The organism is Okeania sp. KiyG1 (assembly GCF_014132355.1).
GTDB lineage: Bacteria > Cyanobacteriota > Cyanobacteriia > Cyanobacteriales > Microcoleaceae > Okeania.
Map to the genome: position 1 here is coordinate 105,536 of NZ_BLZO01000033.1, position 12,397 is coordinate 117,932.

8 protein-coding genes are annotated in these 12,397 nt (G+C 34.7%); 3 read left to right on the forward strand and 5 right to left on the reverse strand.

The genetic code is table 11. The features are described 5' to 3' along the window. Positions 1–457: 457 nt before the first annotated feature. The 4 genes from SAGCYANO_RS05415 to SAGCYANO_RS05430 form a co-directional block, all read right to left on the reverse strand. Positions 458–1,516 (reverse strand): WG repeat-containing protein, encoded by a 1,059-nt coding sequence (locus tag SAGCYANO_RS05415; RefSeq protein ID WP_202219130.1) that lies wholly within the window; start codon positions 1,514–1,516, stop codon positions 458–460. 333 nt (positions 1,517–1,849) lie between these two features. Beyond that, positions 1,850–3,067 (reverse strand): caspase family protein, encoded by a 1,218-nt coding sequence (locus SAGCYANO_RS05420; RefSeq protein ID WP_202219131.1) that lies wholly within the window; start codon positions 3,065–3,067, stop codon positions 1,850–1,852. Between the two features lie 897 nt (positions 3,068–3,964). After that, positions 3,965–4,822, reverse strand: coding sequence for a M28 family peptidase (locus tag SAGCYANO_RS05425; protein ID WP_202219132.1), 858 nt, complete (start codon positions 4,820–4,822; stop codon positions 3,965–3,967). A 324-nt stretch (positions 4,823–5,146) separates the two neighbouring features. Beyond that, a complete protein-coding gene (locus tag SAGCYANO_RS05430; protein WP_202219133.1) occupies positions 5,147–6,019 on the reverse strand; it encodes an EamA family transporter in 873 nt (290 codons plus the stop codon). Between the two features lie 1,371 nt (positions 6,020–7,390). On the opposite strand from SAGCYANO_RS05430, the gene SAGCYANO_RS05435 reads away from it, so the two are divergent. Next, positions 7,391–8,038 (forward strand): PEP-CTERM sorting domain-containing protein, encoded by a 648-nt coding sequence (locus SAGCYANO_RS05435; RefSeq protein WP_202219134.1) that lies wholly within the window; start codon positions 7,391–7,393, stop codon positions 8,036–8,038. A 253-nt stretch (positions 8,039–8,291) separates the two neighbouring features. Then, on the forward strand, positions 8,292–8,750 hold the full coding sequence (locus SAGCYANO_RS44180) for a hypothetical protein (protein WP_237395836.1): 459 nt from the start codon (positions 8,292–8,294) through the stop codon (positions 8,748–8,750). Positions 8,751–9,148: 398 nt separating this feature from the next. On the opposite strand, the gene SAGCYANO_RS05445 is transcribed toward SAGCYANO_RS44180, so the two are convergent. Beyond that, positions 9,149–9,865 carry a glycerophosphodiester phosphodiesterase gene (locus SAGCYANO_RS05445; protein WP_202219135.1) on the reverse strand — a complete coding sequence of 239 codons (717 nt, stop codon included), beginning with the start codon at positions 9,863–9,865 and terminating at the stop codon, positions 9,149–9,151. Between the two features lie 1,008 nt (positions 9,866–10,873). On the opposite strand from SAGCYANO_RS05445, the gene SAGCYANO_RS05450 reads away from it, so the two are divergent. Further along, positions 10,874–12,271 (forward strand): S-layer homology domain-containing protein, encoded by a 1,398-nt coding sequence (locus SAGCYANO_RS05450; protein WP_202219136.1) that lies wholly within the window; start codon positions 10,874–10,876, stop codon positions 12,269–12,271. The last annotated feature ends 126 nt before the right edge of the window (positions 12,272–12,397 follow it).

The window sequence follows — 12,397 nt, forward strand, 5'->3', positions numbered from 1 at the left end:
CTAAGATTCATCATTAGTCTATGTCAAACACCAACTCGTTCCTTGCTATATATAAGTCTTTGTGTCATTTAAACCCCAAAAGCACTATACCCTTTAACTGATAAAGGTTTTAGCTACTTTTGTAGATTAATTTCCAACAAGTCTTTTAATTAGGGATTGCTGATTAAATCTAAAAGCATTGACATAGACTTTAGGCTTTTTGGGGTAGAAAAAAGTGCGCCTGTTTCAGTCTAAAACGCTCAAAAAGTTAGTATTTTACGCGCATAGTTGGGCAGAAAAATCTCATTCTGACAAAACTTAGCTCCTACCTCCTCGCTCATTCCCCGTTCTTCCTGTCTTCCCTCCCTCCTGGGAGGGGTTGGGGAGTGGGTTGGGAGGAGGGGCGAGGGTGGGTGTCTCCTACCTTCCCCTCCTGGGAGGGTTAGGGGTGGGTTAAAAGACTAGTGAAGCGCAAACCCTAATTACTTAAATTCCAGACAAATCTACCAATTTTATCTATATAACCTTTTTTTCCATCTACCCACACCTCTGCAATACCATTAGAAAACCCAAAAGCATTATCAAACTCTGGCTCAATAATCATCTCATTAGAAGCATTGATATAGCCATACTTGTCATCAATCCTGACTTCTGCTACACCTTCTGAAAAGTTGCCAGCAAAATCATATTGCGGTTGAATTATTCTGTTACCAGAAACATCTATATAACCATACTTGTCATCAATTTTTACTGCTGCTAACCCTTCGGAGAATTCTTGATTAAAAACAAACTGTGGTCTAATAAATTCTCTACCAGTTTTATCAATATACCCCCACCTATCCCCAATTTTGATTCTCGCTAAACCATTGATAAAATCTCCAGCAAAATCATATTGTGCCTCAATTATCAGTTTTCCAGTCTGGTCTATATAACCATATTCATAAGCACTGCCAATTCTCACTGCAGCTAATCCATCCACGAAGAACCCGCGTCCCGTTTGTCCTCTATATTCTGGCTGAATCACTATGTTGCCAGCTCGATCGATATAACCCCACTTACCATCAATTGTAACTCGTGCCAGACCTTCAGAAAAATAGACCGCCTCTTCAAACTGCGGTTTAATTACCATTTCTCCACTTTTGTTAATGTAACCCCATCTCTGACCAATTTTTTTGACTGCCGCTAAAGATTGGGAAAAACGTACAACAGAATCAAATTCTGGCTCGATAACTATTTCTCCTTGTTCATTAATATAGCCCCACCTTTCTGCAATTTTTACAGCGGCTAATCCTTCTGAAAAGTTTTGTACCCGCTCGAATCTTGGAGGGATAACTATTTTACCCATTTTGTTAATAAACCCATATTTTCCGTTTTGCTCAATCGGAAATAATGTTCTTTGTTCTTTTTTTGTGACAGGTGATGCTGTGGGGGTTGGTGGTGGGGGTGGGTCAATTAATTCCTGAATTTCTTTGACAGCGCTACAGGATGTTAACCCTAAAATAGCTAGACTTATAAATAAATATAGAGAGCGTTTCATTTTGTACAATTTTCCTCCAATTTCTAGTTAATTCTTTAATTTGTATAACTAGATTCAATATTCTTAGGTTTTGGTCATTTATACCATGCCTCATATCTATTAGACATCTCCGGAAAATAAATAAACCTTTTAATTAGAGCGGTTAAGGAAAGAAAAATTCGCCCTAAAAAATCCTTTTTCGTGCCTTTTTGTAAAAAATCTTACCGAATAATTAATAATTAATAATTAATAATTAAATAATTCTGGTTTAAAGCCGACCCTTTAAAGGAGAGGTAATTCTAAATTCTAAATTCTAAATTCTAAATTCTAAATTCTAAATTCTTGAATTCTCCCCTACTCCCCTCTTCCCGGGATACCTGCTTCGCATTTGAGTAGACGCTCAAGAATAGCGATCGCTTTTTTATCTGAAGCTTTGATAATTTTTTCTTCTACACCAATATTAATTAATTCCATTCCTAAACGGAGAAAATATGCTCGTTCTATTTGATTATTAATTTCTTGTTCGGTGATGCTTCCTCCACCATTTTCTATGTAAGATTTTTGCAGGTCTAAATTCAACATTTTGACTATTGATTTAACTACATATTGTTGTTCTGGTCGTGCTTTGGATAAAAGATTAATTATTGGTTGTTCCCAAATTAATGTAATATCGGCTTTACTTGCCTGATTTTGTAACCATACTTCTAAAGTTGAAACTGGCAAATCAATTGTTTTTTCGTCTACTTTCGCAAAGCTATGAGCTTCGATATAACTAATTTTTCCGTCTCGATTATAATCTGCTGAAGCCACTCTTTTTCCCATACGACTGTAGCCACTTAATCCAGCAAAAAAACTGGAACTATAATCTTTATAATCTGCTTCGTTTACTTCTGGAGTGCAGCCCACTGAAGGTAAGGTTTTGATAGTAGCAAAAAAGCCACAACGGCTCTGAAGTGCTATGGGTTTATTGGGGTCGCCACCTTGATAAATTATATTAGCAAATGAGCCGGAAAAACATTGAGCCATCATTGTGACTACTGGAGTATTTTGGGGTAATTTATCTAGAGTTTGTGATAATTTCTGAACTGTTAGAGGTCGGTCTTCCCAAAGCATTAGAGCGTTATTATTATAATTGTTTGGGTTTTTGATGCCATGACCTGTAAAGTAAAAAAATATAGGGCGACGAGATGTTTCTCTAGCAGCTTTTTGAAACCAAGTCAGGAGATTTTTTAATGTTGCTTTGCCCTGGATATTCGGAATTTCTGGTACTTTAAATCGTTGTTTTCCTAATTCATCAATATAGCGAATTGTGGCTTGCCCATCATTGCCATTAGCAAAAAATGTTGTGGCTGTTAATGGGTTATATCCCATTTTTTCTAGGGTTCGTTGAAAGTAAAGTACATTTTTTTCAATGGCAATTTCATTTTGTGCTGGAGTACCACCTCCTCCAAATACTAAAAATTTTGGTTGTTGTCGATCAATTTGACAATTATGAGTTTTTTGTTGGCTGAGTTTTGTGGAATTATTATCTGCTTCTGCTACTTGCTGGATGCTTCCGACTCCTAGAATCATTAATCCTAAAATTAGTTTTTTATTGTAGATTTTTTTGCATAATTATGATATTTAAGTCTAGATTTTTTCCTACTTTATTTTTTATAGCATTTCTCAGTAAGTGTGAGGTAAACTGCTGGAGATTACGCCTAATATCAAATCTGGTTTAATAATTATTATATAGTTGGGAGTGGGGGAGTAGGGAAGTGGGGGAGTGGGGGAGTGAGGAAGATTAAATATTGAAGTAATTATATAATTATAAACAGACATTATATAACCGGATTCTATGTGCAATTAACCGGATTTGGTATAAACCCCCTTGATAAGAAGGGAAACCGAAAGTCCCCCTTTTTAAGCTATCCCTTATCAGGAATTCCTGAAAACCTTGTGGGGATTAGGGGAGCAGGGGAGAAAAAATCATAGTAGATAGGAAAAACTACTTCAGTTATCAACAAAAATTTACTTTTTAATACACTTTTCCTCTGACAAAAACTTTTTAAAGACTTGTATATAACTTGTCTAGTTTATCAATTTTTATGTTAATAAAAATGTTTATAAAGCATGGCTTTTTAAGGGTGATTTAGGGGGAGCTTTGATTTGCCGAATAATTAATTATTAATTATTAATTGTTGAACTCATGCCTTGTGAAAATAGATATATATGAAATATCAAAAAGAATGCTACGAATAATTTCTCTACTTAAAAGACTTTACCTAGAAATGTCGATTTGACTAACAACAGAGTTTGACTCTAGCTAAATGATATATAGGTTATTTATACTGACTCCAGTACGGGCGCCATTCGGAGCTTTGCGCTAGCAAATGGCATTTGCTTCGCATAACTATCGTTAACGCCCCTACAACTCCTTACTCCTTGAAACAACCTAAGTATTTGTAGCAAAAATTTTAGTATTTCACATTACATAATATTTCTCATAGCGAAAATTAATCCCTGACAAACTCCTGTGAGAAAATCTAAGTCTAAAGTTTCAAGAGTATCACTTTTTTGATGATAATTAGGATTCCGCATATTGGCAGTATCGGTAATCATTATAGCTTTATATCCTCTATCCCAAAATGGAGCATGGTCGCTGCGACGGGTATCAGGCACAATTAAACCTCGATTTGGTACTGGTAAAAACTGACAATTAGTTCCTATTTTATTAAATTTTCTACTCATTTGGAACATATCAATAATGGTCAATAAATTACCAATTAATGCAATAAAATTACCCTGGTTTGGATAAAAATATTTTAACCCTGTAGGATAACTTTGGGAACCGGGAGTATAGTCACAATAGCCGAGCATTTCTAGGGATATCATTAGTCGTAGTTGCTGTTGTTTTTGTTTAAGTTTTTCGGCATAATGCTGACTACCTAATAATCCATATTCTTCCATATCAAATGCAACTAAACTAACTGGATATTTCAATGGTTGAGATGAAATTTCTCTAGCTAATTCTAGTAAAACTGCTACACCAGTTGCGTTATCATCTGCTCCTGGTGTACCTAGTACTGCATCATAATGAGCGCCAATTAATATTGGTGCTAAATTCTGTTTTTTACTGTTATTAATAGAGGGTAAATTTAACACTAAGTTTTGATGAGTTTTGCCTCTTACCTGAAATTCATCAATTTCTACATTTCCCCACTGTGACAACTGCCGAGCGATATATTGTCTGACATAAAAATGTCCTCCTGATGCTAGATATGGGTCGCGATCGCGTACTATTTCATTCAGATGATTTTCTAATCTTGCTTGTAAATTAAATTTCATATTTAAAAGGGAATAGTTTAACAATGAATAATTAATAATTAATAATGAATAATTAATTATTACCTCTCTTTGAAAGCGGATAGAATTGACTAATAATGAAAATTTTTTCTTGTCCCTAAAAGGAAAAGGTAATTATCCATTATCCATTATCAATTAATGAATTCGCACCTTCTAACTTGCTAAGGCGCATTTTAAATATGTTTTAGCTTACACAATTAATTGTGTTTCACTACTTATTTTTATTTTTTCCCTTCTTCCCTCTCCCCTCTCCCCTCTTCCCTCTTCCTTCTTCCCTCTTCCCTCTTCCTTCTTCCTTCTTCCTTCTTAATTGAGTTGTGAAATACCGATTAAAAATACTCCAAATACCATAATTGCAGCTCCTAAAAATCTTTCTTTGATGCCTTTTTCTTTGAGAATTATTTTTCCCAAAATCACACTAAATAATGCACTTGTTCTTTTGACAGAAATCACATAAGCAACAAAAGTTAAATTTATAGCAATCATTTGACATCCCATAGCTACAGAGTTAATCATACCATATATAACTAATTTCCACCCACCAGTTTTAAGTTTGTATAGATTATGATGGGATTTATATAAAACAATTGGTAACAGTAAAATTGATATAGTAAAAAATACAGAAACTACCCAAAAAATAGGTGAAGAATTTTGCACGCCTACCTTATCAAAATTACTGCTAAGACTCCAAATAAAAGCGACTAATAAAGCTAGTCGCGAACCTTTATCTTTAATTATTGCTCGAAAGGGAGCAAAATATCCCCGCTGTTTTTCTTTGATATTTAACAAATATGAACCAACTACAATGAAGAACACACCCATCATACCGAGCGGGTTAGGAAATTCTCCCACAATTAATGGCGAAGTTATTAATAAAAATAAGGGAGTAAAAGTGGTAATAGGAGCAATAATTGATAAATCAGAAATCTTAATAGCTTTGAGATAAATTGTATAGGCGATCGCGTTCAAAGAGGCACTGACTAATAAAGCTAACCAAAAATTATTTCCTAACTGAGGAATTTCAATAAAAAATAATAGGGGACTTAAAAATAAAGCAGTAAAAAATGTCAGACTACATCCAATAATATATTCATCAAAATTTTTTAGTTGTGTCTTGTTATAAACATCTTTAACAGATTGAAGAAATGCTACTGAAGTAGCTAAAAAAAACCAAAGCATAGATTATTTTCCTGCTCAACTGAGTAATAAAGTCGCAGTCTCTATATTAGACATCTCTAGAAAAGAGGGAGTAGGGAGTAGGGACGTTGCATAAGGGCGTCCCTACAGAGTAGGGGGAAATAATTGATAATTTTTGTGCGATAGTTGATTTGATTTTTTACCGAAAAATTGTGGGTATGCGCCTCCCCTTTTAAGGGGATAATAAAGAAAATTTTTCATTATTAGTCAATCCTCTTCTTTTCAAGGAGAGGTAATTATTCATTATTCATTATTCATTATTCATTGTTGAAGATCGCGCCTATGTCTATTAGACTTCTCCAGAAATTACATATAGAATCCCCGATCGTATCTTTATACGCGGTATGTGCTTTTGGCAGAAGTCCGACCCGACGACTGAGGAGTGAAGAGCGAAATTCAGGAACGAGAATAGGGGAGGCAAACATATGCGACTCCGCGACGACGTTAGTCGCACTTGGTAGGGGGGCACCAAGCAAGTTGAAATTTGCTTCCATCTCCTCACACTCCCCACATTCCCCTCCAGGGAGGGTTAGGGGTGGGTCCCCACACTCCCCACACCTCCCACATTCCCCTCCAGGGAGGGGTTAGGGGTGGGTCCCCACACTCCCCACACTCTCCCTATATTTTTAAATAGATCCACTCAGGGGTTCTATAGGGGGAAAAGGTAGAAATTTGCTCCCATCTCCCTATCTTTAACTATATAAATAGACATCTCCAGAAAAGAGACAACAGCTCCGAAAGGCAACAGCTCCGAAAGACAACAGGGAACCCACCCCTAACCCCTCCGGGGAATAATTGATAATTTATGGATAAGAATTGATTTGATTTTTGATTTTTACGCCTATGTCTAATAGTCTATATATGCAATATGCACACATTCATTGATGCCTGATATGCGATCGCTGATTTTGGAATGAAAGTAGCAAATGTTACCATATTAAATTCCGTACTTAAACTGGGACAATATTTTTTCTTTCTACTAAAAATTACTTACATTTAAAGTAAAATAAATAACATAAGTATTTAAGCGCTTGCACGATTGATACTATTCTTTTACGCTTCCAGTAAAGATTCTAGGATTAAATCTTATTTCTCTAAAAGCCTTTTATAGTAGAGCTTATAAGATATTTAGCGTATGACTTATATATTATTTATTTTAAAAAATAACGATCGAGATCATTTATTGTAATGATTTTGATCACGGTATAAAAAAATTAATCAGAATAAAAATAGATATAGGGAAACAGGCAATGCGTCTATCAATACAAAGGTAGAGTATTACTAAAACATGGCCTGAAAATAAATTTAATAGTAGCTAATTACACACACACACACACAAACCAAACGAATACTATGATTAACAATCTAATTAACTCTAAATTCTTTGCAGGTCTAACTGCTACAGTTGCATTTACTGGGGTAATGGTTAATGCTGGTGTTGCTAACGCTGCTGCTCTGATTGGGGAATTGCAACTTGCTGGTCTAGGTACTGCTCTAATTTCAGAAGAGCAACTGAGTTTCAATCCAAATCCAACTACTCTTTTTCTTAGCCCTATTACTGCAACAGGAAGTTTTAATCAGTTTGCTGGTATAAATACAACTATCGAAGGACCTATATCATTTAATCCATTTGGAGCACCCGATCCATTCATAAATTTTGGTGGTGGTAATGAATTTAGTCTTGAACAAGCTGAAATAGGAGAAGTTATCCAGAGTGGAAAGAATGCATCCGTAGATATACTCCTCTTTGGAACATTTATCAGCGAAAATGGCGATACAAGTGATGGTGCAGGTAACTTAACACTTCAATTTAACGATACATTAGCAAGCACAATTGAGCAAAGGCTTGAAAATGGTGAGACACTTACAGCTCAATTTTCTGGTGCTTTGTTCTCTACTACTTCTGTTCCTGAACCAACTGCATTATTCGGTCTTGGTGTAGTTGCTACAGGTTTAGTTGCTAGTCGCAAAAGAAATAAAGACTCTAAAGTAAAAATCTAGTGATGGGTGAGCGATACCTTTACTCTAATTGATCGTAGCGATATTAGAGTGAGTATACGAATATTCTCAGAGATTATGTGAATCTTCTGAAATACTTGGTTTAGTTTGATTTGCTGGTGTAGGTATTTTATCTAAAAAGAAATCAGCCAATAAGTCTTAAATCAAATCAATTTTTACTAAATTAAAATTCTGATAATTTTCTCCTTTTCAAAATTATATTATGAGAGAGCTTCTTATAACCAAGAAGCTCTTTTTGTTATTTTTAAAATGTTATAGCAATTCCCATAGTGGTGAGGTACAAAATTCATTAAAGCAAGGTCATTTCAGTTATCAGTTATCAGTTATCAGTTATCAGTTATCAGTTATCAGTTATCAGTTATCAGTTATTAGTTATCAGTTATTAGTTATCAGTTATCAGTTATCAGTTATCAGTTATCAGTTATCAGTTATCAGTTATCAGTTATCAGTTATCAGTTATCAGTTATCAGTTATCAGTTATCAGTTATCAGTTATCAGTTATCAGTTATCAGTTATCAGTTATCAGTTATCAGTTATCAGTTATCAGTTATCAGTTATCAGTTATCAGTTATCAGTTATCAGTTATCAGTTATCAGTTATCAGTTATCAGTTATCAGTTATTAGTTATCAGTTATTAGTTATTAGTTATCAGTTATCAGTTATCAGTTATCAGTTATCAGTTATCAGTTATTAGTAACTCCCACTAAAGCAGGAGGCTTGAAATACTGAACTGAATATTCTCTTGGTCGATTGGATATGGCGAGGAAACCTCGCCATCCCACCCTTCGGGAAGCTGCGCTAACGACCGCTTTTTCATACCCTTAAAAGGGGAGGCTTTGGACCTCATTTTTTGGTAATAATATCAAATCCGTTTAATTGGACATAAAAAAATTCTTCAATCGTCATAACTACGCTCATATTTGTAATTCTTTCTCCTCCTGACTCCTGTAGGGGCGATTTCCGTTCCGGAATGCTCCTAATTACGCGAATCGCCCCTACAACTCCTGACTCCTCCTAACTTAACCATTCTATGGCTGTTTAACCGGATTTGATATAATAGGAAAAATTAAAAAATATATTAATAGCTAAATACTAATTCCTATTGAATAACTTCAAAGCTAAATCTGGTCTATCTGTAATTAATGCAAATACCCCTTGTTTGACAGTTTTAACCATTAATTTTTCATCATTAATCGTCCAAACATAGATATTCTGATTAACCAGTTTCATGCGCCAGACAAAACCAAACTTTATCAATTGATAATTAGGCGAAACAAAATCAGCTTTAGTTGTAAACAAACGAAATTCAGGAAAGATTTCTGATAATCGAGTAGCGATTAAATTTTGGGGTTTACCAACTCCTAATAACAGTCCAGTTGTAATTCGATTATCAGCTTTTTTGACTGCAATAATAGCAGCATCCAGAAAAGATTTAATCACATAATCTTGATAATCTAAATATTTTTTGACTAAATTAACTATCTCCAATTCATATCCCACTTCTTTCAACTCAATATCAAGTTTAATTTTCCCCCGACACAACTTCAACACATCCTCTATCAATGGCACATTAAAACCTTTTTGCCGAGAAATATCCAAAAGTTGTTGATAACTCAAATCACTAACTTTCATCCCATCAATTGATTCATCGTGAAACGCAACAAATAAATTATCCTGAGTTTTTCTCACATCAAACTCAACCATTGGTACACCCAATTCAATAGCTTTTTCAAAAGAAGCTAAAGTATTTTCAAACTCCACCAAGCCAGATGCACCCCGGTGAGCAATAATTAATGGTTTAATAATCATTTCAAGAATTTAGAATTTAGAATTTAGAATTTAGAATTTAGAATTACCTCTTCTTATAAATAAGAGGATTGGATAAAAGGATTTTTTTCTTCTCTTGGTCGATATTTCAAGCCTCTAGCTTTAACTAGAGGTACTGATAACTGATAACTGAAATGACCCTGCTTTAAACCTTAATTATTCGGTAAGTACCTAAAATATAACTTTTAACTTTTGACTTTTGACTTTTGACTTCTTCCTTAATTATTCGGTAAGTACCTAAAATATAACTTTTAACTTTTGACTTTTAACTTTTGACTTCTTCCTTAATTATTCGGTAAGTACCTAAAATATAACTTTTAACTTTTGACTTTTAACTTTTGACTTCTTCCTTAATTATTCGGTAAGTACCTAAAATATAACTTTTAACTTTTGACTTTTAACTTTTGACTTCTTCCTTAATTATTCGGTAAGTACCTAAAATATAACTTTTAACTTTTGACTTTTGACTTCTTCCTTAATTATTCGGTAAGTACCTAAAATATAACTTTTAACTTTTGACTTTTAACTTTTGACTTCTTCCTTAATTATTCGGTAAGTACCTAAAATATAACTTTTAACTTTTGACTTTTGACTTTTGACTTCTTCCTTAATTATTCGGTAAGTACCTAAAATATAACTTTTAACTTTTGACTTTTAACTTTTGACTTCTTCCTTAATTATTCGGTAAGTACCTAAAATATCACTTTTAACTTTTGACTTTTAACTTCTTCCTTAATTATTCGGTAAGTACCTAAAATATAACTTTTAACTTTTGACTTTTAACTTTTGACTTCTTCCTTAATTATTCGGTAAGTACCTAAAATATAACTTTTAACTTTTAACTTTTGACTTCTTCCTTAATTATTCGGTAAGTACCTAAAATATAACTTCTAACTTTTGACTTCTAACTTTTGACTTTTGACTTTTGACTTCTTCCTTTTCTCCCTAATCATAGTCTAATGTGGAGCTGTCACTATATAGCTATGACAAATGACAAATATACCTCCGAAGCCACCTTCACGGCCAAGGCCAGTGGAACGTGATGAGTGGATTGCAATATTTGTAGCCTTAGCGACTCTTGGCAGTGTATTTTTCTGGACAACGACTAAAGTAAATAATGGGTTTAATCTATTCTCTAAACCTATTCTTTCTTCACCTAAATCTGAAACAGTTGATAGTCCAAGTATTAGTACAGAGGAGTCAATCTTTAGCTTAGGCACACCACAACTTAATACCCTGACTGGCGAACCAGAACCAAATTTTGGTCAAGCACTTTCTACTTCTGAAGAGTTAGAAACAAGTTTGGCTACTCTGACTCCTATTACTGATACTTTTGAGCAGTTAGAGGCAAGTGTTAAAGGTTTGAATCAAGCCAATACTGAGGCTGAGACAACACTCGAATTAGCCAAACCTCCAAAAGTCCCACAAGTTGGAAATAATTTGGCCACATTAGGTATTGGAAGTATGTTATCTGGATCTCCAATGGCAACTCCATCTTTACCTCTGGCCCCTCCAATTCCTAGTTTAACAACAGAGTCATCCACGGGAACTTCTCCTTCTCCAGAGGAGGTAACTTTTAAGTCACCAGGGGTGAGTGAAGCGGCAACTTCTCCTTCTCCAGAGGTAGAAACTACTGAGTCATCCACGGCCACTTCTCCTTCTCCAGAGGTAGAAACTACTGAGTCACCAGGGGTGAGTGAAACGGCCACTTCTCCTTCTCCAGAGCAGGCAACTTCTGAAATTCCCTTAGCTGGTACAGCAGCGCCATCTCCTGAAACATCTCCTATTGGCAAAATTACATTTTCTGATGTTCCAGATGATTTTTGGGCCAGTAATTTCATTCAACCTTTGAGAGAACGTGATATTATTGCTCAAATTGATAACGATAAATTCGAGCCAGATAAACCTGTAACACGAGCCGAATTAGCTACTCAAATTCCTCAAGTATTTGAGGAAAAATCAACAGGAAGTGCTATTAAATATAAGGATGTACCAGCAGATTTACCAACTCAAAAAGAAATTCAAACAGCTACTAAATCTGGTTTTTTGAGTGGGTATCCAGGAAATGTTTTTCGTCCAGAACAAGAAGTACCAAGATTACAGGTATTGGTTGCTTTAGCTAGTGGCTTAAATCTGGAAATTCCATCAAATCCTGATCAGGTTTTAAGTATTTATAAAGACAAAGAAAAAATACCTGATTGGGCTAAGGAAAAAGTAGCAGCAGCTACTGCAACTGGATTGGTAGTAAATCATCCAGATGTAACAACTTTGAATCCAAATGAACCTGCTACTCGTGCTGAAGTTACAGCTATGTTTTATCAGGCATTAGTAAGATTAGGAAGGGTAGAGGAGGTTTCCTCTGAGTATATTGTTACTCCAAAAAATTAAAGTTATCTGTCTTTTTTTGATGAACAGTTTTTCTCTAAATATTTACCCTAAATAATCAATGTCTAAAACACCCGGTTTCTCCTAGAGACCGGGTTGCTAATATTAAGGAAGAAGGAAGAAGGAAGA